18 protein-coding genes and 1 pseudogene are annotated in these 26,924 nt (G+C 60.8%); 7 read left to right on the forward strand and 12 right to left on the reverse strand.

The window, feature by feature from the left end; genetic code table 11:
• Positions 1–6: 6 nt before the first annotated feature.
• The 8 genes and pseudogenes from J1G18_RS15430 to J1G18_RS15460 form a co-directional block, all read right to left on the reverse strand.
• The gene (locus J1G18_RS15430) at positions 7–642 is read right to left on the reverse strand and encodes a lysoplasmalogenase (protein ID WP_223008016.1); all 636 of its coding nucleotides are present in this window, start codon (positions 640–642) and stop codon (positions 7–9) included.
• 2 nt (positions 643–644) lie between these two features.
• Positions 645–1,037 carry a protease inhibitor I42 family protein gene (locus J1G18_RS15435; protein ID WP_098965453.1) on the reverse strand — a complete coding sequence of 131 codons (393 nt, stop codon included), beginning with the start codon at positions 1,035–1,037 and terminating at the stop codon, positions 645–647.
• Positions 1,038–1,255: 218 nt separating this feature from the next.
• A pseudogene (locus J1G18_RS28440) lies at positions 1,256–1,336 on the reverse strand (hypothetical protein); the annotation flags it as partial.
• Between the two features lie 43 nt (positions 1,337–1,379).
• On the reverse strand, positions 1,380–1,808 hold the full coding sequence (locus tag J1G18_RS15440) for a hypothetical protein (protein WP_135296494.1): 429 nt from the start codon (positions 1,806–1,808) through the stop codon (positions 1,380–1,382).
• A 179-nt stretch (positions 1,809–1,987) separates the two neighbouring features.
• The gene (gene lon / locus J1G18_RS15445) at positions 1,988–4,405 is read right to left on the reverse strand and encodes an endopeptidase La (protein WP_027612113.1); all 2,418 of its coding nucleotides are present in this window, start codon (positions 4,403–4,405) and stop codon (positions 1,988–1,990) included.
• 755 nt (positions 4,406–5,160) lie between these two features.
• The gene (locus J1G18_RS15450) at positions 5,161–5,526 is read right to left on the reverse strand and encodes a DUF6124 family protein (RefSeq protein ID WP_027612112.1); all 366 of its coding nucleotides are present in this window, start codon (positions 5,524–5,526) and stop codon (positions 5,161–5,163) included.
• A 507-nt stretch (positions 5,527–6,033) separates the two neighbouring features.
• On the reverse strand, positions 6,034–8,445 hold the full coding sequence (locus J1G18_RS15455; RefSeq protein ID WP_223008017.1) for a glucose/quinate/shikimate family membrane-bound PQQ-dependent dehydrogenase: 2,412 nt from the start codon (positions 8,443–8,445) through the stop codon (positions 6,034–6,036).
• Between the two features lie 225 nt (positions 8,446–8,670).
• On the reverse strand, positions 8,671–10,032 hold the full coding sequence (locus J1G18_RS15460; protein WP_098965447.1) for a carbohydrate porin: 1,362 nt from the start codon (positions 10,030–10,032) through the stop codon (positions 8,671–8,673).
• Between the two features lie 299 nt (positions 10,033–10,331).
• On the opposite strand from J1G18_RS15460, the gene J1G18_RS15465 reads away from it, so the two are divergent.
• Entirely contained in the window at positions 10,332–10,562 is a 231-nt protein-coding gene (locus J1G18_RS15465) for a VF530 family DNA-binding protein (RefSeq protein ID WP_003227831.1), read from the forward strand.
• 1 nt (position 10,563) lies between these two features.
• Positions 10,564–11,202, forward strand: a complete 639-nt coding sequence (locus tag J1G18_RS15470; protein WP_098965445.1) for a Pr6Pr family membrane protein — start codon at positions 10,564–10,566, stop codon at positions 11,200–11,202.
• Between the two features lie 106 nt (positions 11,203–11,308).
• Here the strand turns inward: J1G18_RS15470 and J1G18_RS15475 are convergent, their stop codons facing one another.
• A complete protein-coding gene (locus J1G18_RS15475) occupies positions 11,309–12,094 on the reverse strand; it encodes a siderophore-interacting protein (protein ID WP_223008018.1) in 786 nt (261 codons plus the stop codon).
• The gene (locus J1G18_RS15480; protein ID WP_223008019.1) at positions 12,091–12,672 is read right to left on the reverse strand and encodes a PadR family transcriptional regulator; all 582 of its coding nucleotides are present in this window, start codon (positions 12,670–12,672) and stop codon (positions 12,091–12,093) included. Before J1G18_RS15480 ends, J1G18_RS15475 begins: the two co-directional genes overlap by 4 nt.
• Positions 12,673–13,188: 516 nt before the next feature.
• On the opposite strand from J1G18_RS15480, the gene J1G18_RS15485 reads away from it, so the two are divergent.
• From J1G18_RS15485 to J1G18_RS15505, 5 genes are all read left to right on the forward strand, one after another.
• The gene (locus J1G18_RS15485; protein ID WP_177416203.1) at positions 13,189–13,665 is read left to right on the forward strand and encodes a CS1 type fimbrial major subunit; all 477 of its coding nucleotides are present in this window, start codon (positions 13,189–13,191) and stop codon (positions 13,663–13,665) included.
• Between the two features lie 105 nt (positions 13,666–13,770).
• Positions 13,771–16,293: a CS1-pili formation C-terminal domain-containing protein gene (locus J1G18_RS15490; RefSeq protein WP_223008020.1), complete on the forward strand. Its 2,523-nt coding sequence runs from the start codon at positions 13,771–13,773 to the stop codon at positions 16,291–16,293.
• Positions 16,294–16,321: 28 nt separating this feature from the next.
• Positions 16,322–17,578, forward strand: a complete 1,257-nt coding sequence (locus J1G18_RS15495; protein ID WP_223008021.1) for a hypothetical protein — start codon at positions 16,322–16,324, stop codon at positions 17,576–17,578.
• A 59-nt stretch (positions 17,579–17,637) separates the two neighbouring features.
• Positions 17,638–18,402, forward strand: a complete 765-nt coding sequence (locus tag J1G18_RS15500; protein ID WP_223008022.1) for a molecular chaperone — start codon at positions 17,638–17,640, stop codon at positions 18,400–18,402.
• Positions 18,399–18,890 (forward strand): CS1 type fimbrial major subunit, encoded by a 492-nt coding sequence (locus J1G18_RS15505; RefSeq protein WP_098965436.1) that lies wholly within the window; start codon positions 18,399–18,401, stop codon positions 18,888–18,890. Before J1G18_RS15500 ends, J1G18_RS15505 begins: the two co-directional genes overlap by 4 nt.
• A gap of 48 nt (positions 18,891–18,938) precedes the next feature.
• Here J1G18_RS15505 and J1G18_RS15510 read toward each other — a convergent pair whose 3' ends face one another.
• Together J1G18_RS15510 and J1G18_RS15515 are read right to left on the reverse strand one after the other, a co-directional pair.
• Positions 18,939–23,621, reverse strand: a complete 4,683-nt coding sequence (locus J1G18_RS15510) for an NEL-type E3 ubiquitin ligase domain-containing protein (protein ID WP_223008023.1) — start codon at positions 23,619–23,621, stop codon at positions 18,939–18,941.
• A gap of 165 nt (positions 23,622–23,786) precedes the next feature.
• Positions 23,787–26,900 (reverse strand): transglycosylase domain-containing protein, encoded by a 3,114-nt coding sequence (locus J1G18_RS15515; protein ID WP_098965432.1) that lies wholly within the window; start codon positions 26,898–26,900, stop codon positions 23,787–23,789.
• Positions 26,901–26,924 lie beyond the last annotated feature (24 nt).

A 26,924-nucleotide genomic window follows, 5' to 3' on the forward strand; every position in this document is an offset into this window, starting at 1 on the left:
ACAAAATTAGCGGTGTTTCACGGAAAACGCCGAAGCGGCAATCCCCCACTGGCCCAGCCAGTAACTGAGGATGATCACGTACGGCGCAGCATGAAACGGCGCCACAAAGCGATCAATGCCGATCACACTGTCGGAGAACACGAACGCCAGCGCACCCGCCGCCGCCAGCAGCGCCGAACGCTTGGGCACATCGGTGCCGAGGCGGGCGAGGGCGCGCCAGAGCATGGCGCTGATCGCGGTGCCATAGACGACCACTGGCACTAGCAACGGCCCGAGGCCACTGGAAATCAAAATCCCCAGCAGCACCGCGCCGACGCCGAGCGCGAGCACCAGCGGCAAGAGCGCCAAACGCTTGCAATCGCTGAGGTAAGCCTTGAGGTACGCCAGGTGCGCAACCAGAAACGCACCCAGACCAAACACAAACAAATCCCCCGGCCACGCCAGCAACACGTCACCGAGCACAGAGAAAATCAGCCCCAGACTGATCCCGCGTCGATAGTCGCTGGGTGGCGCATCGTGCAGCCAGCCGAGCAGCGCCAGCACCGGTAACGGTTTGACCAGCAGGCAGAGCAGCGCCGCATGCGTGCTCACACCGTAGAGAAACGTCACCGCGCCCATCAGCGCCAGAATCAGCCAGCCCACGATCAGTTCACCGAAATGGCGCAGTCGAAGGTTTCTGCCGGTTCAACTTCCGGTTCCCAGGGCTGCTGCGAGGTCAGGCGCAAGCGGCCGTTGCCGGTGGCAAAGGCCTGGAAGCGCCAGGTGGAAAAACCGCCCGCGCCGACCATGCCGGAATCTTTCGGACTGCTGTAAACCTCAGGGCTGAGTGCATGTAGCACGCCGCCGGCGGAATCCTGAATTGCCCAGCGATAGCCCGTGGTCGGGTTGCTCGGCAGCATCACGATCAGGTTTTGTCCGTTGGTCAACTGCACGGGGCATTCGCTCTGGTTTTCCACGGTCACGTTCTGTTTTGGCTGCGTGGCGCAGGCGGCCAGCAAAGAGAGGGCGAGAGGGACAAACAGGCGAGTGGCGGACATAGGCTCAGTGGCTCCGGCGTTGACGACGAACGGCGAGCATAACTGAAGATGAGACAAAGTGTGACGGTGAGGCGGTTCTGTGGTGTTGCCACAGACGCCTTCGCGAGCAAGCCCGCTCCCACAGTAGTTGTGTGGTGACCACAAATGCTGTGTTCACTACAGAACCCTGTGGGAGCGGGCTTGCTCGCGAAGGCGGCGTGTCAGGCTCTGGATAACTGTCAGAACAACACTTTCGCCACATCCGCAAAGCGCTTGGCGAAGTGCACGGTAATGCCCTCCTTCAGATAATCCGGCAACTTAGCGTCGGCCGATGCAAAAATGCTGACTTTGATCAGCAGCAGACTATTGATGGATCATGGTAAATGAGCAAATAACAGGAAAACTTTCGTCACTGCCCTCTTTTGTGAAACTTATATCCATCGCACAGGAGTAGCGATGGGTGACAGGGTCAAGGTTGAGAAAAATAACGCCTTCTCCCGGAATGGTCCTAAAAAAATCGGCGTTAAAATTTCCGTCATATTCGACTCTGATATTTTCTGCAGGAAAGTCATGCCTGCCATTGTCCGGATACTTCTGGTCTTTTTTTGTCAGGAAAACCCTGACGTTTCTTGAAAAGTTCGGTTGGTCAGGACGGCGGTAGATTCCTTCCAGGGCTAGGGTTTCTTTATGAGTACTTATGATTAGTTTATCGGTCGAGAAGTTGACGTCCTCTGGAATGTAGGCTGTCAAAATACCGCGAGCAAACGTCCTTGCATCTTTTGAGTTATTCATCTTGAAGCTCCTGTGTCTAACCTGGGGGGAGAAACAAGGTAGAGCTTATTCAAGATAGAAAACTTCGGAACTGTCAGAAATGTCAGTTTTTTATATCGCTTGGCAATTATGAAGTGCTCGGCTATGCGAAGAAGTATTGGTCGTTATCGTTGTTTGATTGATAACGACCAATGTCTAAATCAGAACAAAACTTTCGCTACATCCGCAAAGCGCTTGGCGAAGTGCACGGTAATGCCTTCCTTCAGATAATCCGGCAACTCCTCAAAGTTGCCCCGGTTCGGCTCCGGCAGGATCAGTTCGAAGATCTTCTGCCGCCGCGCCGCGATCACCTTCTCACGCACCCCGCCAATCGGCAGTACATGCCCGGTCAGGGTCAGTTCGCCGGTCATCGCCACGCCTTTTTTCGGCGGCTGATTGCGGGCGAGCGAGAGCAGGGCGCTGGCCATGGTCACGCCGGCGCTCGGGCCGTCTTTCGGTGTGGCGCCTTCCGGCACGTGCAGGTGGACGAAGGCCTCGTCGAAGAATTTCGCATCGCCGCCAAACTGTTTCAGGTGTGAGCTGACGTAGCTGTAGGCGATCTCCGCCGACTCTTTCATCACGTCACCCAGTTGCCCGGTGAGTTTGAAACCACGGTTGAGCGTGTGAATTCGCGTGGCTTCGATCGGCAGGGTCGCGCCGCCCATGCTGGTCCAGGCCAGACCGGTAATGACGCCGGTGCCGGACAGCACTTGTTCATTGCGGAACACCGGATGGCCCAGCGAGGCTTCGAGGTCTTTCGGCCCGAGCTTGATCACTGCTTTCGGGTCGTCGATCAGCTTCATCACCGCTTTGCGCACCAGTTTGCCCATCTGTTTTTCCAGTTGGCGCACCCCGGCTTCACGGGCGTAACCGTCGATCAAGGCCTTGAGCGCGCTGTCGCTGATGCTCAGGCTGCCTTTGGACACGCCGGCCTTTTCCAGCAGCTTCGGCCACAGGTGGCGCTTGGCGATGGCGACTTTTTCTTCGGTGATGTAGCCCGACAGGCGAATCACTTCCATGCGGTCCAGCAGCGGGCCGGGAATCGAATCCAGGGTGTTGGCGGTGCATACGAACAGGACTTTCGACAGGTCCATGCGCAGGTCGAGATAGTGATCGAGGAATTCGACGTTCTGTTCCGGGTCGAGGGTTTCCAGCAGCGCCGACGCCGGGTCGCCCTGGTAGCTCTGGCCCATCTTGTCGATCTCGTCGAGCATGATCACCGGGTTCATCACTTCGACGTCTTTCAACGCCTGCACCAGTTTGCCCGGTTGCGCGCCGATGTAGGTGCGGCGGTGGCCCTTGATCTCGGCTTCGTCACGCATGCCGCCGAGGCTGAAGCGGTAGAACGGCCGGCCAAGGGATTCGGCGATGGATTTGCCGACGCTGGTTTTACCCACGCCCGGCGGACCGACCAGCAATACGATGGAGCCGCTGATTTCGCCTTTATAGGCACCGACCGCAAGGAATTCGAGGATGCGGTCCTTGATGTCGTCGAGGCCGGCGTGGTGTTTGTCGAGTACCTTGCGCGCGTACTTGAGGTCGAGTTTGTCCTCGCCGTACACGCCCCACGGCACCGAGGTCGCCCAGTCGAGGTAGTTGCGGGTGACCGCGTACTCTGGCGAGCCGGTTTCAAGGATCGACAGTTTGTTCATTTCCTCTTCGAGGCGTTTCTGCACCTGTGCCGGCAGGACTTTGCCTTCCAGGCGTTGTTCGAACTGTTCGAGATCGGCGCTGCGGTCGTCCTTGGTCAGGCCGAGTTCCTGCTGGATCACCTTGAGTTGTTCCTTGAGGAAGAACTCACGCTGATGCTCGCCGATCTTGCGATTGACCTCGGCGGAGATCTCTTTCTGCAGGCGCGCGACTTCGACTTCCTTGCGCAGCATCGGCAGGACTTTTTCCATGCGCTTGAGCATCGGCACGCAGTCGAGCACTTCTTGCAGCTCATTACCTGTCGCCGACGTGAGGGCGGCGGCGAAGTCGGTCAGCGGCGACGGATCGTTGGGGCTGAAGCGGTTGAGGTAGTTCTTCAGCTCTTCGCTGTACAGCGGATTGAGCGGCAGCAGTTCCTTGATCGCGTTGATCAGCGCCATGCCGTAGGCCTTGACCTCGTCGGTCGGCTCGGTGGGCTGGTGCGGGTATTCGACTTCGACCAGGTACGGCGGGCGGTGGTGCTTGAGCCAGGTCTTGATGCGTACGCGGCTCAGGCCTTGGGCGACAAATTGCAGTTTGCCGTTTTCACGGCTGGCGTGATGGACCTTGACCAGCGTGCCGTATTCGGGAAGGGCGCCGGTGTTGAAGTGGCGCGGGTCTTCCTGGGGCGTGTCCATGAAGAACAGGGCCAGGGAGTGGTGGTCGGATTTGCTCACCAGATCGAGGGTTTCGGCCCAGGGTTCTTCGTTGACGATGACCGGCAGCACTTGGGCCGGGAAGAACGGGCGGTTGTGGATCGGGATGACGTAGACCTTGTCCGGCAGGTTCTGGCCGGGCAGGGCCAGGCCTTTGCCGGATGAGGTGTGTTCGATGTGTTCTGCTTCGGTGTAGTCGTCGGGGTTGTCCGGGAATTCTTGCTGGTCGCTCATGGGGCACCTGCGCAATGGGGTATGGGTCTTAGATGGGGCAGGCTTTGGGTGGTTTCAATGGGGGGCGGTGTTTCTGCTTGGGTGTTCAGGGTTTTGACAGGCGTCACGCTTTGGACTTGGCGGCCTTTGGGCCGACCAGGTTCTTGGGGTTTTGGGGGTATATCCGTTTTTTTGGGTGTGGCGGCTGGCGGTTTCGCCCTTACGGCGAGTCACCTTTTCCAGACGCCGAAAAGGTAACCGAAAAGGCTTGCTCCTGCGTTCGGCCCGCTCGCTGGGGCTCGGGGTTCCTTCGCTCCGGGACTGATCCGTGGGGCAGCGCCTCCGGTTTGCTTCGCTGCACCTCCTCTCGCTGTGTTTGGCTGCGCCAAACGGTCGCTGCGCTCCCACCCCCGGATCAATCCCTCCACTCAGCCTTCCGACGTCGCCCGTGGATCAAGATCAAGAGCGGTACTCGAGCTTGCGCTCATTGTTTTGAGTGGGGCGGCTGCGCCGCATGGGGCATACACGAATCAAAACTGTGGGAGCTGGCTTGCCAGCGATGGCGGCCTGACAGCCAACCGATCTCCAACTGAATGCACCGGGTTCAAACTGTAGGAGTGAGCCTGCTCGCGATGGCGGCCTACGAGCCGACCCATCTCCACCTGACTCACCCAATTCCACTGTGGGAGCGAGCTTGCTCGCGAAAGCGGTGTGTCAGTCACCGCAAGTGTTGGATGTGCTGACGCTTTCGCGAGCAAGCCCGCTCCCACTATGGCTCAGCTGTGTGCCGCAGATTGGGTGATTTCCACATTATCCAGCACCCGATTCACCGCCAGTTCGGCGAGCATGATGATTTGCTGAATGGCCAGTATCGTCCGGCGCTGCGGGATGTCGATGTACGCGGCGATGTCGCTGGTCATGAGGCTGGCTTGGGCCAGTGATTCGCAGGCGTGAACCAGCAGGCTTTCGTTGTCCATGTCCGGGGCGACCTGGAACATGCTGCTGGGTTTGTGGAATCTCACCGCGGCGGCGGAGGGCTTCAGGTAGTGATCCAGCGCACGCTCGGCGGCGTCGTGGAGTTTTCTGGAATCGAGGGATTCGTAGGGGGAGGTTTCGGGGGGATTCGGTGTGGGTTTGATCATGATGAATTCTCAGTTGGTGAAGTGGAGCTACCTTCAATTGCCGCGACGCAATCTGAGGTGGCAGCTGTACGCGGGTTCGCGGACCGATAACTGAGGAATCGGCATACCCCCAAAGAAGGTATCCCGCGCACAGCCGCCATGACACAACCAACAGGCATCCGAGGTGCTGTCAGGTTGGCGATTATGCATCAGTTATCAGGCCGCGACGCCCGGCCGCTGAATTTCCAGCGACCACCAGAGCCTATCCAGCCAACTTCCGAGGCACAACCGACGCGACTTGTCGGAAATCTCCCGCGTATAACGCGCTTCTGTAGGACGGACACCGTCCAGTGTGGGAGCGGGCTTGCTCGCGAAGGCAATGTGTCAGCCGGCAAACTCATTGGTTGATACACCGCTTTCGCGAGCAAGCCCGCTCCCACAGGTTTGTCCGGTGGACTCAGAAAGTGTGGGCACAAAAAAGGCGATGCCCCTCACGGAGCATCGCCTTTCCTTTACCGCCGCTAAAACTTATTCCGGCAGTTTGTACGCAATCACATAGTCACCCATCTTGGTGCCCAGCGAACCGTGACCGCCAACAACGAGCAGCACGTATTGCTTGCCGTCCTTGCCGGTGTAGGTCATCGGAGTCGCTTGACCGCCTGCAGGCAGACGCGATTTCCACAGTTCTTTACCGGTGTTCACGTCGTAGGCGCGCAGGTACTGATCGAGGGTGCCGCTGAGGAAGCCGACGCCGCCTGCAGTGACCATCGAACCGCCCATGCTTGGTACGCCCAGGGTGAAGCCGATCGGGATTGGCGAGCTGTCGCGGCTGGTGCCGTTTTTGCGTTTCCACACAACTTTACCGGTGGTCAGGTCGATACCGGCAACGTAGCCCCAGGCCGGGGCCTGGCACGGTACGCCCAGTGGCGACATGAACGGGTGCATGATCACCGCGTATGGCGCGCCGGTGTTTGGCTGCACGCCAGCGGTTTCGCTCTCGCGTTTGCTGCCGGCAGCGACTTTCTCGCGTGGCACCATTTTCGAAACGAAGGCCATGTAGTTCGGGCTGGTGAACAGCATCTGGCGAACCGGGTCGACCGAGACGCCGCCCCAGTTGAACACGCCGACGTTACCCGGATAGATCAGGCTGCCCTGTTCCGACGGAGGCGTGTATTGGCCTTCGTAGCGCAGTTCCTTGAACTGGATGCGGCACAGCATCTGGTCGAACGGGCTGGCGCCCCACATGGCTTTTTCGGTCAGTTCCGGGGCCAGCAGGTTGAGGTCCGAACGGGCCTGGGTCGGTGCGGTGTGGTCGCCTTTCACGGCGCCTTGCGGAACCGGGATTTCCTTGATCGGGATGATCGGCGTGCCGTCACGACGGTCGAGGACGTACAGGCTGCCCTGTTTGGTCGGGGCGATCAGCGCCGGTTTCACGCCGTCGGCGGTTTTCATGTCGAGCAGGGTTGGCTGGCTGCCAACGTCCATGTCCCACAGGTCGTGGTGGGTGAACTGGTAGTTCCAGCGCACTTTACCGGTGGCCAGGTCGAGGGCAACGATGCCGGCGCTGAATTTCTCGGCGCCTGGGGTGCGGTCTGCGCCCCACTGGTCTGGAGTCTGGTTGCCCAGTGGCAGGTAAACCATGCCGAGTTTTTCATCGACGCTGGCCAGCGACCACATGTTGGCCGAGTTGCGGCTGTAGGTTTCGCCTGGGGCCAATGGCTCGGTGGCGTCCGGCTTGTCGCTGTCCCAGTTCCACACGAGGTGGCCGTCGCGCACGTCGAAAGCGCGGATCACGCCCGATGGCTCGTTGGTCGACTCGTTGTCAGTGACGTGACCGCCCATGATCACCAGATCACGGGTAATCGCCGCTGGCGAGGTGGAGTAGTAGCCACCGGCGGTGAACGGGCCGATGCCTTGGGTCAGGTCGACCACGCCGTTTTTGCCGAAGCCTTCGCAGATCTTGCCGGTGTCGGCGTTCAGGGCGATCAGACGGGCATCGGCGGTTGGCAGGTACAGGCGACGCGGGCAGGCCTGAGCGACAGCTTTACCAGCTTCGGAGATGACGGCGGAAGCGGCGTTTTCCGACTTGGCGTAAGCGGCTTCGTCGTAGTACGACACGCCACGGCAGGTCATGTGGGCGAAGCCCTTGAAGCCCACCGGGCTCTTGATCTGCGGGTCGAAGCGCCACAGTTCCTTGCCGGTGTCTGGATCCAGCGCCAGCACTTTGCTGTGTGCGGTGCAGGCATAGAGCATGCCGTTGACTTTGAGCGGGGTGTTTTCGTTGGTCAGCTCGACCGGGTCATCGGCGGTTGGCAGGTCGCCGGTCTGGATGCGCCAGGCTTCTTGCAGCTTGCCGACGTTGGCCGGAGTGATCTGCTTCAGCGGCGAATAGCGGTCGCCGAACTCGGTGCGGCCATAGGCCTGCCAGTCGCCTTCAGGCATTTGCGGTGCGGTGCTGGTCATGTCCGCGGTGTCGCGGCCCAGTTCACCAAAGGTTTCGCCCGGGTGGGTGAACAGGCTGGCCAGGGCAGTGACGCCGGCCAGCACCACGGCCACGGTCAGGCCACCCGTGCCCATCGGCGCCGGGCCATTGAGCAGCAACGGACGACGGAACCACGGCAGCAACATCACGATGCCGAGAACGAACCACAGGGCCAGACGCGGCACCAGTTGCCACCAGTCCAGACCGACTTCCCACAAGGCCCAGACCGTGCTGGCGAACAGCACGATGGCGTACAGGCCCAGCGCTGCACGACGACGCAGCAGCAACAGAATGCCGCTCAGCGCAATGCCGATACCGGCCAGCAGGTAGTACAGCGAGCCGCCGAGCATGCTCAGCTTGACTCCCCCGGCCAACATGGCCAGGCCCATCAGTAGAAGCAGAATGCCGAGCAGGCTCGGTAACAGACGGCCCCGACTCGAAGCACTTTCGGTGCTCATAGTGTGATTCTCCGTGACGTTTATTTAGTCCCGCGCTTTAGTCACTCTAGATGACGATTGGGCGCAGGTATGGTTCAGATAAAAACTTGTCTAGCTAACGAATTTCATCAATCCCTGTGGGAGCGGGCTTGCTCGCGAAGGCGTCGTGTCAGTCGATGCATCCGTCTTCTGAGACACCGCTTTCGCGAGCAAGCCCGCTCCCACCTTGGGGATTTGCGTAAATCTTTAGAACGAGGACTGGATCTTGATCCCCGCGATCAGTGCGTCATCGACCTCGTTCACGCCGCCCGGATGGCGGATGTATTGCAGGTTCGGGCGCACGGTCAGCCAGTTGGCAACGTGCACGCCGTAATACAGTTCGGCGCTGTATTCGGTGTCCTGCGGCGGCAGGAAGGACGGGTCGTCATAGTCGTAGACGGCGTGCGCCTGATTGCTCGCTTCGGCGTTCTTGCGGAAGGCCGGGTTGACGTGGACGCGGGCCAGGGCGAAACCGATGTCGTCTTTGGCGCGGGCATCGAACGGGCCTTTGTAGACCACGCCGGCCTGCACGTAGTTGTCGATCGCGTTGGTTTTCTTGTCGTGCATCGTCGCGTTGGCAAACACGCTCAAGCCGCGCGAGTGGTCGCTGGCGAGGCTGGTGACTTGCTGCTGCGCACCGAACCACACGCCGTGTTTGCTCGACGCGCTGCGGTAGGCTTCGCCGCTCAGTGCAGCAGGCTGGCCGTTCTGGTCTTTATAGACGTCAGAGGCCTTGGCGCTGCTGTAGTAGTAACCGGCACGGTATTCGCCCGGCAGGCCGTTGAGCTTCGGCGTCCACACCAGTTCCACCGGCAACACGGCGCCTTGGGTACCGCTGCCGCTGAGTTTGAAGCCGTTGCCGCGATCGAGGTTTGACGGGTTCTGCTCGTAGGCGCCGACCTGCGCGTACAACTCTGGGGTCAGGTGATATTTGACCCGCAGCGCCCATTGGCTGACCGGCCAGTTGTACCAGATGCCGCCGACCCAGTTGCCGACCTGCGAGCCGCAGAACGCCAGGTTCTGAAAGTCGCACGGGAAGCTGTTGAAGTCTTCGCCTTCGCCGAAGCGGCCGACCTTGATGTCGAGCTTCTGGTCGAAGAATTTCTGCTGGTACCACATCTGCGTCAGGCGCGTGGTCTGGCCACGGCCCCAGACTTCCTGGGCCGAGGTGAAGCCGCCAACGCGTGGATCGTTGATCCGGTCGTTGCTGATGTTGTTGCCACTGCGCTTGGTGATGGTCAGCTGAAACTCGGCGTCGTCCCAGCCAAGGATTTTTTGCAGGTCCAGGTGCGTGCCCAGACCGAACTGGTCGCTGTAACGCGCGGTGCGATCGTGGTCGTAGCCGCCGTGCAGGTTGCTGCCCATTTCGCCGGTGTAGTCGAGTTTGAAGTCGTAGCCTTTTTCCGCCAGTTCGGTACGCGTGCCGTTCCAGTCACCGAGCATCCACGGTGAGTCGCTGTCGAAAGCGGGGGCCGCCTGGGCGTAGGTGGCGAAGCCGAGCGCGGTGCAGCCGCCGAGCAGGCGCAGGGCTGAGATAGCGCTGTCTCGGGAGAAGGAAAAATCAGGCATGGGTCAGTCTTTTTTGGTGTTTTACGGGGGTAAACCGAGCGCTTCAATTTGACGCAGGCAGTGAAGCGATTCAGCTGAAGGGCGGCAGGATAATGATCTGTAACAAAAAGACAAAGGGCTTTTGCAGACATGCAGCATTTCTGATTCGGTAACAGTGCGGCAAACGGGCGCATTGTGGCGATGGCTGCAGGCTGCGATCTTCTCGGGTTGGCCTACATTTGATGCAAGGCCTTCCACCTGACCGGCCCCTCGGCTAAGGTGCGCGGCTTGTGCATTTTCCCTCCGTCCAAAGGCCTGGCATGAACGACCACACTCCCGATCCGCTGCATGGCGTAACCCTTGAACAGATCCTCAATGCGCTGGTGGCGCATTACGAGTGGTCAGGGTTGGCCGAGCGCATCGATATCCGCTGCTTCAAGAGCGACCCGAGCATCAAGTCGAGCCTGACCTTCCTGCGCAAAACCCCGTGGGCGCGGGAGAAGGTCGAGCGCTTGTACGTGAAACTGATGCGCACCAAGCGTCCGCTCTGAGATGGACGCCGTTACGCGGCGACGCCTGATCACGCTCATCGCCACGCTCGGTTGGGCCGGGCTGAGTATCCAGCTGTACCTGATTTTCCTTGCGCGGCTGAGTGTCGACGCCAGCCTGCTGGGCGGGCTGGTGAGTTTCTTCAGTTACTTCACGGTACTCACCAACACCCTGGTGGCGACCGTGCTGACCTGCGCTGTCACCGGGCGTGAATCCGCCGCACAGCGCTGGTTTCTCCAGCCATGGGTGAGCAGCGGGATTGCGGTCAGCATTGCGGTGGTCGGTCTGGCTTACAGCATTCTGCTGCGGCATTTGTGGCACCCGCAGGGCTGGCAATTTGTTGCCGACGAATTACTCCACGACGTGATGCCGCTGATGTTTCTCGGCTATTGGTGGTGCTGCGTGCCTAAAGGGACGTTGCGCCTGTGGCACCTGCCGCTGTGGCTGATCTATCCGCTCGTGTACTTCGTTTACGCCTTGCTGCGCGGGCATCTGCTTGGCGCCTACGCGTATCCGTTCATTGATGTGGCAATGCTCGGTTATACACAGGTGTTCATCAATGCCGGGGGGATATTGGTGGGGTTTGTGCTGATTGGCTTGCTGGTGATCGGGATCGACCGCTGGCAGTCAGGACGAAGTTAAAAGGTCAATGTGGGAGCGGGCTTGCTCGCGAAGGCGTCAGGTCAGTCAACATCATGGTTGAATGATCGACCGCATTCGCGAGCAAGCCCGCTCCCACAAGGGCAAATCACTCTTCTGCCGAACCCTCAGCCCGCCAGTAGCCGACGGCTTTGACGAACTGCTCATTGTGTCCATGCTCATCCAGCAGCACCCGGCGAATCTGTCGCGAAACCTTGGTCTCGGTCGCTACCCACGCATACAGATTGCCCTTGGGCACCTGCAGCTCTTTGACCGTGGTCAGCAGGTTGTCCTTGCCCCCGTCGCGCAGGACCCAGATCACATTGACCTGCGCCGCACTCTCCAGCACTTGTTGCTCGGCACCGTTCTCCACTTCGATCACCACCAGCGCCTTGCGATTGGCCGCCAGGCCTTCAAGGCGGCGGGCGATGGCGGGGAGGGCGGTTTCGTCGCCGATCAGCAGATAGCTGTCGAAGATGTCCGGCACGATCATCGAACCGCGTGGCCCGCCGATGTGCAGGAATTGCCCGGGTCTGGCCTGTTCAGCCCAGGTCGAGGCAGGGCCGTCGCCGTGCAGGACGAAGTCGATGTCCAGCTCGAGTTTTTCCAGGTCGTAGCGGCGCGGGGTGTAGTCGCGCATCTCGGGCAGCGGGCCGTTGTCCTTGCCGGCGCCGAGCACCATGGTTTCCAGCGCCGCAGCCTGTTCGGCATTCTGCGGAAACAGCAGCTTGACGTGATCGTCGGTGCCCAGGCTGATGAACCCGGCCAGTTCCGGCCCGCCGAGGGTGATGCGGCGCATGCGCGGGGTCAGGTCGACCACGCGCAGGACTTCGAGTTTGCGGCGTTTGATTTCGTGCATCACGCGGTGAATGGTTTGCGTATCGACTGCAGTCATTCGGCTTTCTCCGGGGCAGATTGAACGGCAGGGCCGTCGACGATGGCTTTGGCGGTGTCGTTGAGCAGCGCGGCAACCCGCTGGATTTCTTCCGCGCTCCAGCGTCCGTGGTGCAGTTGCAAGGCGTGGCGCAGGTTGTGCACCGCCTCGTGGATTTCCGGCGGCCGGTCATGGCCGCGCAACGAGCGTTTGCTGACGTCGATGCGCATGCGCACGCCGTCCAGCGCTACCGCTTGTTCGCTTAGGGACAAACGACCGGCGTCGGTCACGCTGTAGCGTTTTTTGCCGGCCTCGGCGTCGCCGCTGATCAAGTCGCTTTCTTCAAGGAAGGTCAGGGTCGGGTAGATCACGCCGGGGCTTGGGCTGTAGGCGCCGTCGAACATGCCTTCGATCTGGCGGATCAGGTCATAGCCGTGGCACGGCTGCTCGGCGATCAGCGCCAGCAGCAACAATTTCAGATCACCGGGGGCGAAGACCCGTGGGGCGCGTCCACCGCGTTCGCGGCCGGGGCGTTTTTCGAAGCCGTCACGGCCGTCGCCGTGTTCGCGGTGATGATGGGGGGAATGATGGTCTCTCATTTTCCTGCTCTCTCGTCGTGTTTAGATACAACTTAAGATATATCTTTAGGCGTTGACAAGGGTTCCTGACCAACGGCGCTCACCTGACCGATCGAATCTGCGGTCGAAAAAACCGGAAAATGATCAAGAAAACGCAGTATTAAATCCCCCGGCAAAGGCGCAGATTAGTGCTGATTCTCTAATATTCCGTTTCGCCCTTTGTTTCCGGGAAAGTGTGGTACATGTCTTACGGAAGTTGCTACCAAGTTGTGGCGCATGCAGTCATTCGGCTGGCGCGCTGTAGCCTGCTTCTTACAGTTGGACGGGAACTTTCCTGAATTTCGCGGTTTTTTCTTTCTCATCTAATAGCGTCCAGGCTACAAGGTCGCAGGACGTTGCCTGCTTACTTTGAAGATAAATTGGTTGAACATTCTTCGGCGTTGAAAGTTAACGGTGAGCACTGACTGCTCGTGACTGTTCAGTTCACCTTGACTGCTCGACGACTCAACTAATTTTATATAAGACAGGTATTCAATGATGCTCAAGAAACTCGCCTTTGCCGCCCCTCTGACTGTCCTGGCCATGAGCGCCTCGATGGCGTTTGCCGCCACTGAAGCCAAGCACTCCATCAGTCTCGTGGCGCACGTGCCGGCTGACGACTTCTATGCGGTGCCGGTGGATGCCGATCTGGTCAACAAGGATCAGGACATGAGCTACAACCCGGCCACCAATTCGATGCGCGAAGTCAACGGGCACTTCGACGTGCTGCACACGGCCGGCAAGGTTCATGCACGTCTGGAAGGTGTGCCGAAGCTGATTGGCGGTAACAACACCATCGACCTGAAAGTCGAACTCAACGGCAAGACGCTGACCACCACTTCGCAGGAAGTGGTCGGTGATACCGAGTCCAATACGCGTTATCGCGCGCCCTTCAAGATCAGCGCTACCGGTGCCAAACCGGCCGCTGGCGATTACACCGGTGTGGTCATGCTGGTCGTCGAACCTTCGGTTTGAGTCATAACGGCAATACCTGACGTTACTTGTCCAGTAACGTAACCGGCCGGCAACTTTGAAGTTGCCCGGCCGGGCTTTTACTTCCGGTAATCAGAGTATTAATCCATGTATCCGATGACGCCCATCGCGGCTGCGCTTGCATTGCTTTTGAGCAGCAGCGTACTGGCGGCGCCGCCTCCAGTCGATAATACCCCGCGAAGTTTGCTGGCTCAGGCGAAAGGTCTTCCGGCGGACTTTGAAGAGCATTTCTTTGATGTGCCTTTGGCGGTTCGTGTCGAACTTGATCAACAACCGCTGGGCGAGGCAATGATTGTATTGTCGCGTGATGATCGCATTACCTTGCTCGACTTCACCGACACCAGTGACAGCCGTATCAGTGCCGCCGAGCGCGAAACCTGGGCCAGTCTCCTCAAATCCGGCGTAGCCCTGGGCAACTGCAGCGGGCAATGCCCCGAGCAACTGCTGGCGGTGCATTACAACCTGGAAAATTCACTGCTCTCGATCGCCACCGAAAACGCCGAGCGCGATCTGCAGACGCAACGCTTCCATGAGCAGCCCGAGGGGGGCAGCAGCGGTCTGATGCTGCGTAATCAGCTGAACCTCAATGGCGGCCAGAACCAGGATCTGGGCGGACGTTTCGGTCTGGAAGCCAGTGCCAGTCTCGGCAACTGGAGCCAGGCCTTCAATATGCAACTGGCGCGCCTCGGCGGGCCGGACACCAAGACCTATCATGCGGTACACGAGCTTTACACCCAGCGCGAACTGCAGGGCAGTTTTTTCCGCCTGGGCTATTTCACCCCTAATTCCGAAGGCCTGACCCGCCAGCCCCGTTCGTTCGGCACCAGCCCCGATACGGCGGTGGGTGTGATGTATGGCAGCTCCGACAGCCTGGCGGTCGACAGCCCGCGGCCCAGCGTCTACCCGATTTTCGTCACGGCCAATCGCCAGGCGTCGGTGGAGATCTATCGCGATGGCCTGCTGATCAATACGCAAGCCGTGCCGGCCGGTTTACAGACGCTGGATACCCGGCCCTTGCCCGGTGGCATCTATGAAGTCGAAGTGCGCCTGATCGAGGATGGCCAGACCACCGCGACTACTCAGGAGCTGGTCTACAAACCGGTGAACTGGCAAAACCTCGACCAGCGCTGGCGCTATAACGTGTTCGCCGGGCAGGAAAGCAAACTGCTGAGCAATTGGGAGGAACAGCAAAGCGGCGATCTCGCCGCCGGCGCTGCGCTCAACTACCTGCTGCACCCGCGCGTGATCCTTGGCCTGTCGGCGCGTCAGGTACGCGACACCTTGCAGTACGGCACCTCGATCGACTGGAGTCTGGCCGACAGCATCAGCCTCTTCGCCAATCTCTATCAGACCGAAGACCACGGCACCGGCGCCGATGTGCAGGGCCTGTACAACTATGGCGCCGGCAGTCTGGTGGTCAGCCACAACCGCAGCTGGCTCGATACCCGTAACAGTTACGACACGCTGCCCGACGGTACCCGGGTGCGGCAGCGCAATGTGTTCACCGGCGAAACCAGTAACTCGTCGCTGGCGCTCAACCACCGTATCAGCCGCAAGGATTCGCTGAGTGCGCGGGTCTCGCACAGCACAGGCAACGTCGAAGGCGTGGGCATGGACCTGGGCTGGACGCAGCGCACCGAGCTGTTTGGCAGCGATGCCAACTGGCGGCTGTCGCTGTTCGACCGGCCGGGCAGCTACAGCAGTGGCGAGGCGCGTAATCGCGGGATCGACCTGAGCATCAACATGGCACTGGGCGGGCCGGGGCAGCAGATTTCCGGCAGCATCGGCAGCCGCACCGCCCGCGATGGCGGGCGCGACAACAATGGCTCGATCGGCTATCGCAAGGATCTGCAGAATCACATTCTGCAAAGCGTTTCGGTCACGGCGCTGACCGACACCTACGGCGTCGGTCTTTCGAGCCTGGCCAACTTCCGTACCGACTGGGTCAATGGCGACGGCTTCGTGCAGCGCTCGTCCTATAACGGCAACTTCACCGGTGGCGTGAACCTCGACAGCAGCGTGATCGTCGGCGGTCAGCAACTGGTCATGACCAGCCAGCATCAGGGCCGTGGCGCCGGAATGATCGTCGATGTCGAGTCGGATATCGCCGACGTCACCCTGCGCGCCGACGACCTCAGCGGCGGCAGTTCAGCGCTGCGGCCGGGGCGTAATTTCATCCCGCTCACGGCGTACCGCAACAGTTCGGTGGGCTTCGATTTCGAAGGCAATCACGTTCCGGCCGCCAACATCGAACCGTCTCGCGCCCGCTATCACCTGAACAAGGGCGGCGTGGAGTACCGCAAGGTGCGGGTGATGAAAACCGTCACCGTACTCGGACGCCTGCTCGACCCCCAGGGCCAGCCGCTCAAAGGCCATCACGTGATCAATCACGCCAGTCGCGGGGTCAGCGAAGTCGACGGGTTTTTCTCGATGGAGATGCACGCCGGCTCACCGACCCTCGAAGTGCGCTACGCCGATCAACTGCTGTGCCAGTTCCGGCTCGACCCCGACCAACACCGTAGCGAAAACAACGTGCTGATGATCGGCGATTTGCGCTGCTCGCCGGACACGTTGGCCGACGTCACCCAAAAGGCTCACACCGCGGGTTGATCCGGCCTGCTTCAGGAGATTTGCAGACATGAACGTCTCACCCTTGGCTACATACCTGCGTCGCGGGCTGGCCGCTGTTGTGCTGGTCGCCGGCACGGTATCTGCGGCTCACGCCGAACAGGTGTCGATTACCGCCGAGTTCAAGCCGGACTCGTCTTATCCGCACCGCAACAAGTTCCACAACACCACGCCTTCCAGTGGTTACTGCACCTACGATCCGGCGCAGTGCGAGCAGCACGAAATATTCAGCTTGCAGGTGCCGATTCAGTTCAACGCTCGTGCGCCGATTGCGGCGAATCATCCTTCGCCGCGGCAAGGGGCAACGTTTCAGGTACCCGTGCAGTGGCGTGAACTGACGGTCTATCACGAGACCACCCACGAGCCAAAAATCGTCAAGGTGCGGATCGTCGGTATCGGTTCGCGCTATGTGACCGAGAATGTGATGAAACTGGTGGAGGGCGCCGAAGACGATCGCAGCGCCCACAACCTGTTGTGGGGCTTGAGTTGGGTCTATGCTCCGGCGCCCTGTCAGTACAGCGGTGTGGGTTGGTACTCCCCCGATTCATACTCGTTTTTCTGGAAAACGCCAGCGGCCGCTGCCTGTACCAAACAGGCGAAGTTCGATGTGCCGTGGTTGCGTCTGGAACACCTCGATTTTGCCTATGAACTGGTCACCCCCGACCCGCTTGGGATGTCGTCGGGGGACTACAGCGGTTCGCTGACCTACAGCGTCGGGCCGAATGCGGATTTCGATTTTGGCGATGTGATGTTGCCGTCGAGTTCGTCTCTGACCTTGAATTTCAATCTGAATGTGCAGCACACCCTCAAAGTCGACATCCCGCCCGGTGGCGAAAAAGTCCGCCTGGTTCCCAACGGTGGCTGGCAGAGCTGGCTGCAGGCCGGACGGCGGCCGGTCGGGCTGTTCCGCGACCAGACCTTCAACATTTCGGCGTCATCGCGTTTCAAGATGCTGATCAATTGCGGTCCCGGAGTAGGTGCCGAGTGCGGATTGCAGGACAGTAATAATTACCGTCGAGTCGAGCTGTACGTCAGCGTCAGCATGCCCAATGGCATAACCGATCTTGCCGGCCAGCCGGTGCGGCGCATGCCATTGAAGCCCAGCGCCGGGAATGCCCTGTATTTCAAGCCCGGTTTTTATGTGGATCGAGCACCGGGAACCCTGCATTTCGAAGTTCGGCCGCATTCGATGGCAGAGATGCTGCAGCCCGGTGTGAGCGACAGCTATTCCGGCACTGTCATTGTGATCTGGGATTCGGATATCTGATGGGCCATTCAGCGATGAGTCGAGTCGGCACTGTGTTCAACGACCAAGGAATCAAGGTGATGAAGCGTCTGGTGTTAGCAATGGTTTTGAGCGGGCTGCCCTTTGCCCTGCAGGCCGGCCCGCAGATCAATGTCGGGACGGTCTACGACTATCTCGACGGTGACAAGAGCACGTACCTGAAACGGGTATTCAACAGCGGCGACAGCACTGCATTCGTCAAGGTCAACATTCTCGAAATCCTCTATGACGCCGACGGTACCTCGCGGGAAATCGAGGTCAGGAGCCAGGCTGACATGAGCAGTCGTGACGGCCTGATGGCCAGCCCCGCGCGGCTGATCGTGCCGGCCAACGGCATGCAGGGTACGCGTCTGTTGATGATGGGTGAGCGTGACCGGGAGCGCTATTTCCGCGTGCGGTTCATCCCCGTTGTCCCGGAAAAGGAAGACGAATTCGCCGTGTCCGCCGAGGAGCGTGAGCAATACAAAACCACCTTGTCGGCCGGGGTCAACGTCATGACCGGTTTCGGTACGGTGTTCTTTGTGCGCCCGAAAGACAGCCGTTTCGACAGCGTGATCGAAGACACCCCGACAAGCTATCGAGTGCGCAATAACGGCAACACCGTGGTGCTGATCGACGAGTTCCGCAATTGTGCGCTGAAAGACGAAACCGCCTGCGAGCCAACCACCAAACACCATATCCGCGCAGGCAACAGTTTCGAGTTCGACAAGCAGGCCGGACGTGAATACCGCTTCAATCTGGTGGAAGGCGACAGCAAGAAGTCCCTGCGCGTAGCCGGCCTCTCATCACGGGGTGACCTGAGATGATCAAGCCATCGTTGATGACTCTGTGCGCGGGCGTTCTGATCCTGTTCAGCGCGGAATCGTTTGCGGCACGCGAAGAGCACCGGTTCGAGGTGTCGGTGGATATTCCGACGCTGGGTTTTTATGTGATACCGGCCGAAACGGACTGGATTCATCGTGAACAGATTCTGCCGTGGAATATCAGCACCAAGAGCCTCGGCGGAATGCGCAAACACTTCGACCTCAGGCACGACACCAGTGCCATCGAGGCCCGCCTGGAGAACGTAGCGTTTCTGTCCAATGGTCGCGAGGAGCAGAACATTTATCTGCGCGTCAGCTTCGCCGATACCGTGCTGACTCACGAGACGCCGCGTCAGGTGGTTTCTGCAGAGCAGGCCAGGGCCGGCGGGCGTTATGCGCTGGAGATCCAGCCGATCACGCCCGCCGGCGGCTACAAGCCGGGGAATTACTATGGCAACGTGCACCTGATCTTCAATGCGGCGGCGCCCTGAGGTGGCCCGGCCTGCCCGATGTGCAACGGGCAGGCCGGCACGCCGTTATCAAAGCCCGGCGCGGGTCAGGGCTTCACGGGTCAGGCGACGCGCGAGCTCTTTTTCGTCATCCGCCAGATCGACCAGCAGCCGCTCGAACAGCGCGTCGCTGATCGGTTCTTCATTGAACACCACGGTTGCCGGCGCCGGCAGATCGTTCATCAACGTCTTGAGCTGTTCGCGCAAGGCTGCGCGTTCCTCGGCCACGGTCGATTGCACCCACTGGCGCTGGATCTCGCGCAGCGATTCAAGGGCTTCGTAGCGGTGCTGGAACAGACGCTTGTTGCTTTCCAGGCGCACGGGATAGCGCTCGCTCAAATACTCTTTCCAGAAGTCGAGCTCAAGCATCTGGTTGACCAGGCCATCACCTTCACCCAGCGCCAGTACCGTGTCGCAGGCCTGATCGATCATCGCGTCAGTGACGCCGGACACCGCCCGGTACAGCATGCCCTCGGACTGCCAGGGCAAGCCGAGACGTTTGGCCAGGCCGGTCTGGTAGGCCAGATAAACTTCCACGTCGTCGGGATTGCCGCCACGGCTGGCGACATCGGCCCGGGCGATTTCGTTGACCTGTTCCAGGCGCGCCGCGCCTTTGGCCAGCGTCACCAGTTTCAGTTCCAGTTCCTTCGGCTCGACCGAATAGGCATGCGCCTCGTAGGCCAGCACGTTCACCCCCATGTGGTTGAACAGCTGCGTACCGGCATCGGCGCAGTCCACCGGCGCCACCACCATGGTGAACAGTTTTTCGCGCAAGCGACTGTCGACGTGCACGGCGTCGAGCATGCGCCAGACGCGTTGCATCAACTGCTCGCGCGCCGTTCCGCCAGCGCGGAAATCGGCAAACTCACGCACGCTGAGCAACGTCGCCATGAACGGTGCGGCCATGGGATCTTCCACCAGCTCTGTCCACGGTGTTTCGCGATCAATGCCCCAGCCCGGCACGTCGGACCAGTAGTCGGCGCCATAGTTGGAGATGATCGAGGTGCCCGGGATGGCGACCGGCATGATCGGCTCCGGTGGCAGTGCCATCGAACGGCGACTGTCCTGGTAACGCAACTGGTTGAGATCAGACAGCGCCGCGACGTCCAGACGTGTGCGCGCCACCAGCCATTGCCCATCGGAACCGCTCGGCACGTCGGGGATTACCGTCAGCGGGTTGCCGCGCAGATCGAGCAGCAGACCGCGTGGCCGAGGCTTGGCCAGAATGCCGTCCGGCCAGGTGGTCAGGCCGGTGTTCTTCAGCGCCACCACTTTGAGGCGCGGCATGCGTGACAGATCAGGCGACAGCCCCAGCGGGTTGTCGTCCATTCTCAGCACTTCGAGGTAGGTCAGGTTGCCTAGCCGTTCCACGGCGGCACGGTCCAGCACAATGTGGTTGTTGTTCAGACGCAGACGTTCGAGGCGGGGCATCGTGCTCCCGATGCGGTCCGGCAAGCGCGTCAGCTCGCAGTATTTGGCACTCAGCTCGACCACGTTCGGAAAGTCTTTGAGCAGGCCGTTGGCGTCGGGGGAAAACCGCGCGTTGTCGAGGTTGAGCAGCGTGACCTTGTCGAGAAACTTCTTCAGCGGTGGACGCTTCGCCCACCAGGTTTCCAGATTCGTGGAGAGCAGTTCCCGCGAGAGGTCCAGCGCATAGGCCGACGGATCGGCGCGGTTGCCCAGGTGCGCGTTCTTGCGTTCGAAGCAGTTCAGCAGACTTTCGTAGATATGCAGCCCGCCACCGTCACGGAACCCCTGACTGCCCGGCCCCCAGCTCTCCGGTTGCTGATAGCGCCAGCGATGGACGATGACCCGCAGTTCATCGAGTTCATCTTCATGTGCCTCGATGGCCTTGAGCGGCTCGCCGCGTTCGGTCAGGGCATTGGCAAACGCTTCGACCTCGCTCGGGCTGAAATGCGGATGCAGATCCTGGATGCGTTGCTCCAGCGTGGCGGCATTGCGGCTCAGGCCCGGGCCGCGCACCAGAAACAGGGTGTTGTATTCAGCGATCGGGCGGATCGGCGGACTGGCGAGTAGCGTGCGCCGCTCGCTGGGGGCCTGGGTTCTGGCGATGATCCACTGCTTGAACGGTTCGACGTCGTCGGTTCGATACCCCAGGGCACTGCGGCCATCGTGATTGATCGCCTGCAGGATTGCCTCGTACAGGCCACTGGCAGGGTGGATCGGCAGGTCCGCGCCATCGCGCACTTGATAGCGATCGGCAGCGACCCGCACCAGCACCCGGACGCGCTCGGCGACCGCAGCACCGGCTTCGCAGCGCAACTCGCCATCGAACGTGCCTTCACGGATTTCAATCCGCAGCGCCCCGAAAGTATCGCTGTAATGCCGCAGCGCGCCGAGGATCAGCCGTTCGCTGTCGATATTGCTCAGGGCTTCCTGCTGCAAACCCTGGGCGGCGCGCACGGACTGCAATTCAAACTGCACCTCGCGGGCGGTCGTGCGCAAACGCAAGGGCAAACGACGTTGCGCCGTGGCTTGCTGCTGTTCCAGCGGCCGGGCATGAGACACCACCCGTTCGGCGAGAACCGGCGTCAACTGTGGACAATCCACCAGCACCTGGCTGGCCGCCGGCGACAGTGGCGCGTCGGGCTGCACCGGCCGCGCCGGGCCGAGGCGATCCAGCGTATCGCTGAGCAATGGCGGCGGCGGGGTGTTGTCCACATGCATGCGGCGCAGCATGTCGTCGTCGGTGCCGGTCAGCAGGCGCATGTGCTCCAGTTGCGCGTCGCTGAAACCATCGGTGCGATGGCCGATGCGTCGCATCAGTTTTGGTCCGTCCCACAGACGCGGGCTTTCCGTTTCACAGACCCAGGCCCCGTCGGCGTTGTGTGCAAGCGTCGGTGCGTAGGCCCGGGGACGTCGCGGATGGCGCAGGCGGTGTTTCCCGGAAGCCGGATCCTTGGTCACCTCGAACAGGTGTTGATCCAGGCGCAACAGGTGTTTGTCCCCCAGCGTATGAACGCCGTGCGCATCGGGGCGGGCCGGGCTCGGCAGGGTCTGTTCCGGCAGGCGATAGGGCGCCAGATCCGGATTCCACAGGCGGGTCTGGCCATCGGCCAACTGCACCGGTTTCAGGCCTTCGACAAACGACGACAGCTTGACCCGTGCGACACGTCCCAGGCTGGCGCCAGCGGCGAAGGCGCCGAGCTGGACGATGCTTTGCAGCACGCCGATGGCTTGCTCACCCGCTTCGGCCAAGTGCCCTTCGGCCATGTCGACGATGCCTTCAAAGACGCCGTCGAGCAGTTGATACGTGGTGTAGGCCAGCATCAATTCGCCGAGCCCCGGCACCAGCGGGGTCACCACCAGCAGCGCCACGTTGAAAATATCCGAGAGGATTTTCCCCAGATTGTCCCACCAGGCCCAGCGGGCCATGCGGTCGGCATACTCGGTGGAAATGGCGATCTCCCGGGCGTCATTGAAAATCTTGTTGAGCTTCTGCTGGTGGAAGTAAGCCCAGAGACTGCCGGTGTAGCGGGTATCGCGGTCGTCCTGGACTTTCGTCAGACGAAAGCGCAGGTCGGGGTGATCCACAGGCGTTTCGCGCCAACTGGGCAGGTGGGTTCCCGGCGGTACGGCGTGCCATTTCACGGTGCTCAGGCGGGCGTTCAACCCTGCAAAAAAATGCCCGCGTTGCTGATGGTTGACGAACTGGCTGAAAAACCGCTGATAGCTGCCGGCAGCGTCGCGGTCGCGCAGTTGCCGCGTCAGTTCCGCCATGAAGTCCAGCGCCGAGGGGTATTGTTTGAGCGGGTGTTCCGGGTCATGGGGCACATAGGCAATCACCGGAACCGGGGTATTGGCGGTGTCCACGTCAGGGGCTATTAGGGTGATACCGGTCAGCGCCGTATCCATCATGGCGAGGTTGTAGTAGTTGATGGCTCGCCCGCGCCAGCGCAGGTTGCGCCGATCATCGAGCATGCCCTGGATGACCTCGTAGGCGTCGCGGTCAATGTCCTTTTTCGCCAGGGCCAGCTGGGCACAGACGCTCAATGTACTTTTCTGGCTGAAGATGACCCGGTATTGCAAAACCTGGCGGGCGACACGGTTGCCCGAGCGCAGAAAATCGTTGAGATGCTGCTCGTATCGGGCGCCGATATTCAGCTCGCGGCACAGTGACTTGAACTGCTCGATACTCACTTTGTGCTTGAGCGGCCTGACCGTGAAGTGGCCGTTGGCATCGGGGCGGGTAATGAACTCCGAGGCCGGGCTGAACGCTTCATCACGGGAAAAATTATGCAATGCAGCGTCGAGCAGCGAGACGGTCCGGCTGGTGGTTGCACCGGCAAAGTCATGGGCCCACCACGCGCTGTTGACGGGGGCGTACAGGCGCAGCCAGGTGTTCTCGACGTCGTCCTCGACGCCGAAGCGCTGTCGCAACGCCTGCTGTAATAACGGTTTGGCGAAGGCGTAGACGTCTTGCAGGCTGCTCAAGGCCTTGTCCACGTCGTTTTGTGCTTTCCAGGCATTTTGCATCTGCTGTTGCAGACGCCGATGTTCGGCGTCCGATACCTCTTGATACCAGGCCGGCAGTTTCAGTCGGTGCAGCTGCAATTCATTGACCCGCTTTGCTGAGCTTGCGCGCAGCCAGGCCGGGATGGCTTTTTCGATCGTCTGATAATGAACACTGACATCCGGTGAAACGAGGGGCGCCGTGCGTGGCGGTTGCCCCTGCGGGGAAAGGGTGGGCATTGCTGGATCGTCCTTGATCAAAAATGGAGCGATCAGCCTAGGCAAGGACAGTGGGCGAAAAAAGCGCAAATACCCGGTTGAAAGCGCCGGGGTTGCGTACGGAGCCTTCGAAAAACACGGAGGGAAAAATACACAGTTACCACCACGCCACGCTGCTTTCGTGGCTTACCGGGCGGCGGTGACCTCCGGCGCCTGGCACAGCGTGTGCGTGCCCGGTTGCAGGTATGGCGAAAGGATCGGCGCCATGCCCTTGAGCACTTGCACCGGCAGTGCCGAGGTGAACTTGAAGTTCTCCGCCGAGCGTCCGGGGACGAACGCGGTGAGCGTGCCGAAGTGGTTGTTGCCGATGTAGAACACGAAGGTCGCGGTACGGTTGATCGACTTCGAACTGAGGATGCGCCCGCCGGAGCCGATGGCTTCGATGCGGTTGTCGCCGGTGCCGGTCTTGCCGCCCATCACCAGCGGGGTGCCGTCGGCGGTTTTGAAACTGCCGGACACCCGTTTCGCCGTACCCGAGTCCACCACTTGTGAAAGAGCCTCGCGCATCGCTGTGGCGACCTCCGATGGCATCACCCGTTTGCCCACATGCGGGTCGTTGGTCAGACGCGTTTCATACGGGGTGTCTGCAGCAAAGTGCAGGCTGTCGATGCGCAGGGTCGGCATGCGCACGCCGTCGTTGAGGATGGTGCCGATCAGTTCGGCCAGCGCGGCAGGACGATCGCCGGAGCTGCCGATGGCGGTGGCCAGCGACGGCACCAGATGGTCGAACGGATAGCCGACTTTCTGCCAGCGCTGGTGGATTTCCAGGAACGCTTCGATCTCGAGCATGGTGCGGATGCGGCTGTCACGGGCGCCCTTGTGCTTGCTCTTGAACAGCCAGCTATAGACTTCCTGGCGCTCGAACTGGCTGGCCTTGACCACCTGGCTGAAGGTGGCGTCCGGGTTGTGCAGCAGATAGCCCATCAACCACAGGTCCAGCGGATGGACCTTGGCGATGAAGCCCTGATCCGGCAGATCGTAGGTGCCCGGGCCGTAGGCGTCGTACAACCGGATCAGGCGATCGTCGGTGAGTTTCTCGGTGAGCTTGGCGCCTTTGAGGTGGGCGCGCACGAAGCTGTTGAAGTCTTCCTGACTGGCATTGGGCAGCAGATAACGATGCACCGCGGCCATGCGGATCGGGGTCGGGCGCATGCTGTCGAGGAAGGTGTCGAGGCGCGCCTGGGTGTCCTTGTTCTTGTACTTCTTCCAGAACTTGAGCAGGAACGAGGTGCCTTCGCGGTCAGCGAAATTGGCCAGGTATTCCTGACGTCGCGGATCGCGGTCGTCTTTGAGCAGTTCGGCGCTGCTGTTGGGGCCGGAGTAGGTGACGTAGCGCACCACGTCGCGCATCAGGCGAATGAATGGCAGGTTGATCGACTCGCGCAGCGCATCGCGCAGAGTCGGCAGGCGGCCGTTGTCTTCCTTGCGAAAGTTGTGGAACACATGCAGGCCGCCACCGGTGAAAAACGCCTCGCCGGGGCTGGCCGAATATTTGCGGTCGAGCGCAGCGCCGAGCATTTTCGACAGGTCGTGGTCCTTGTTCTGGATCAGGTAATCGATCACCCACTGGCTGAGGCGGTCCTGATCCGGTACTTCGACCTTCTTCAGTTCCGGCACGCTCATGGCGCCGTACTTGTCGTGCAGTTCGGAGATGATCTGCAGGTAAGTGGTGAGCACGCGCATCTTCGCCGTCGAGCCGAGCTCCAGCTTGCTGCCTTCGTTGATGTCGAACGGCTGGTCGGTGCTGTCGGTCTGCACGCGCACCCGCGAGCCGTCCGGGGTCAGTTCGAACAGGGTGAAGCTGTAGCGCACCTGGGTGGTGCTGGTGGGGGTGAGCAGGCGTTCGCCAATCAGGCCGATCTGCCCGGCAAACGTGGGGTCGGCGAGTTTTTTCAGGTAATCGGTGGCCTGGGTCTGCAACTCGCCCTGCAAGGTGCTGGTGGCTGAGAGGTCGAGGCGATCAAGGTCGTACAGCGGACGGTTGAGCATACTCGCCAGACGGCTGCGGGCGACGCTGATGCCCTTGTTGGTTTCGATCGGCTGAAGGGTCGGCTGGGTCTGCCAGTCGCGGTAAGTGACCTTGCTCGCCAGTGCGGCATCGGCCAGCGCGCTGTCGATCACGCCGCCCTGTTTGAGCAGGCGCAAGTGGCTGTCGGTGAGGTCGGCGAGTTCTTCGCGGCCTTTGGTCAGGTAATGCGAAGGGCGGCGCTGGGCGATCATCAGCGAGAGCATTTCGCGCAGGGCCAGGCCTTTGTCGGCCATGGTTTTCGCATCGGTGGCCGGGCTGTTCAGCTGTGCATTGGCCTGGTTGAAATCGCTGCCGTACCAAACCCGCAAACCTTCGGCCATGCCGTGTACTTCACCGTGCCCCGGTACAGCGGAAAGCGGCACGCTGTTGAGGTAGTCGCGGATGATGTTCTGCCGTGCGCCGAGGGTTTCGGGGCCGGGTTGATAGGCGCGCACGCTGGCGGAGATCATCTGGCGGATCTTCTCGGCGCCAGACACCGTCAGGCCATCGGGCGAATGCCGGTACTTTTCCAGCTGTGTCGCCAGGGTGCTGCCGCCCGCCGATTGCCCCGGCAGGTGCAGCAACTTCGCTACCTGCGACCACGCGGCCATGCCGAAACGCGGCCAGTCCACCGCCGGGTTGGCCAGCGGTTGTTTGGGGTCGAGCAGAAAGCGGTTTTCGATGAACAGCAAACTGCTGACCACCACCGGCGGAATCGCCGCAAAACTCGAATACAGCTGCTGCGGGTACTTGTACTGATACAACGGCGCAGCGCGGCAATCGGTGATCGACAGCCCGGCCTGGATCTTTTCCGAATAGGGCACGAACAGGCCCTTGTCGGTGTAGCTCAGCAGCGCGGGTGAAAATCGTGTCTGCTCGGTGATCACGTAATTGCGCTTGAGCAGGCGTGGCAGGAATTCATCGAGAGAGCTGTAGCCCAGACGCAGATCGAACGGCCCGTTGCCCGGATAGCGGATCGCTTCGCTGGGACCGGGCTCCAACTGATATTTGAGCGAGGCGGCGTACTGGCTCAGCTCCCGGGACTGGAAACGCGAGGTACGCATCTCCTTACTCGCGGCCAGACCCACCACGATGGCGATAATCAGCAGCAATAACCAGAACGCCTTCCAGCCATGTCGGCTGCGGCGTTTTTTTGGGGGGACAGGCGCTTCATCCACACGTTCAGTCGGAACCACGGCTTTACTCGAATCGGTTTGCCACAAAGCGCCCATAGTCGATTGATCCATTCACGCAGA

This window comes from Pseudomonas sp. MIS38, from assembly GCF_019891575.1.
Classification (GTDB): Bacteria; Pseudomonadota; Gammaproteobacteria; order Pseudomonadales; family Pseudomonadaceae; genus Aquipseudomonas; species Aquipseudomonas putida_A.

Bases quoted from the DNA above. Each gene is read 5' to 3' on its own strand.
- J1G18_RS15435 (WP_098965453.1), bottom strand. From the start codon at position 1,037: ATGTCCGCCACTCGCCTGTTTGTCCCTCTCGCCCTCTCTTTGCTGGCC.
- J1G18_RS15440 (WP_135296494.1), bottom strand. From the start codon at position 1,808: ATGAATAACTCAAAAGATGCAAGGACGTTTGCTCGCGGTATTTTGACA.
- lon (WP_027612113.1), bottom strand. From the start codon at position 4,405: ATGAGCGACCAGCAAGAATTCCCGGACAACCCCGACGACTACACCGAA.
- J1G18_RS15450 (WP_027612112.1), bottom strand. From the start codon at position 5,526: ATGATCAAACCCACACCGAATCCCCCCGAAACCTCCCCCTACGAATCC.
- J1G18_RS15455 (WP_223008017.1), bottom strand. From the start codon at position 8,445: ATGAGCACCGAAAGTGCTTCGAGTCGGGGCCGTCTGTTACCGAGCCTG.
- J1G18_RS15460 (WP_098965447.1), bottom strand. From the start codon at position 10,032: ATGCCTGATTTTTCCTTCTCCCGAGACAGCGCTATCTCAGCCCTGCGC.
- J1G18_RS15465 (WP_003227831.1), top strand. From the start codon at position 10,332: ATGAACGACCACACTCCCGATCCGCTGCATGGCGTAACCCTTGAACAG.
- J1G18_RS15470 (WP_098965445.1), top strand. From the start codon at position 10,564: ATGGACGCCGTTACGCGGCGACGCCTGATCACGCTCATCGCCACGCTC.
- J1G18_RS15475 (WP_223008018.1), bottom strand. From the start codon at position 12,094: ATGACTGCAGTCGATACGCAAACCATTCACCGCGTGATGCACGAAATC.
- J1G18_RS15480 (WP_223008019.1), bottom strand. From the start codon at position 12,672: ATGAGAGACCATCATTCCCCCCATCATCACCGCGAACACGGCGACGGC.
- J1G18_RS15485 (WP_177416203.1), top strand. From the start codon at position 13,189: ATGCTCAAGAAACTCGCCTTTGCCGCCCCTCTGACTGTCCTGGCCATG.
- J1G18_RS15490 (WP_223008020.1), top strand. From the start codon at position 13,771: ATGTATCCGATGACGCCCATCGCGGCTGCGCTTGCATTGCTTTTGAGC.
- J1G18_RS15495 (WP_223008021.1), top strand. From the start codon at position 16,322: ATGAACGTCTCACCCTTGGCTACATACCTGCGTCGCGGGCTGGCCGCT.
- J1G18_RS15500 (WP_223008022.1), top strand. From the start codon at position 17,638: ATGAAGCGTCTGGTGTTAGCAATGGTTTTGAGCGGGCTGCCCTTTGCC.
- J1G18_RS15505 (WP_098965436.1), top strand. From the start codon at position 18,399: ATGATCAAGCCATCGTTGATGACTCTGTGCGCGGGCGTTCTGATCCTG.
- J1G18_RS15510 (WP_223008023.1), bottom strand. From the start codon at position 23,621: ATGCCCACCCTTTCCCCGCAGGGGCAACCGCCACGCACGGCGCCCCTC.
- J1G18_RS15515 (WP_098965432.1), bottom strand. From the start codon at position 26,900: ATGGGCGCTTTGTGGCAAACCGATTCGAGTAAAGCCGTGGTTCCGACT.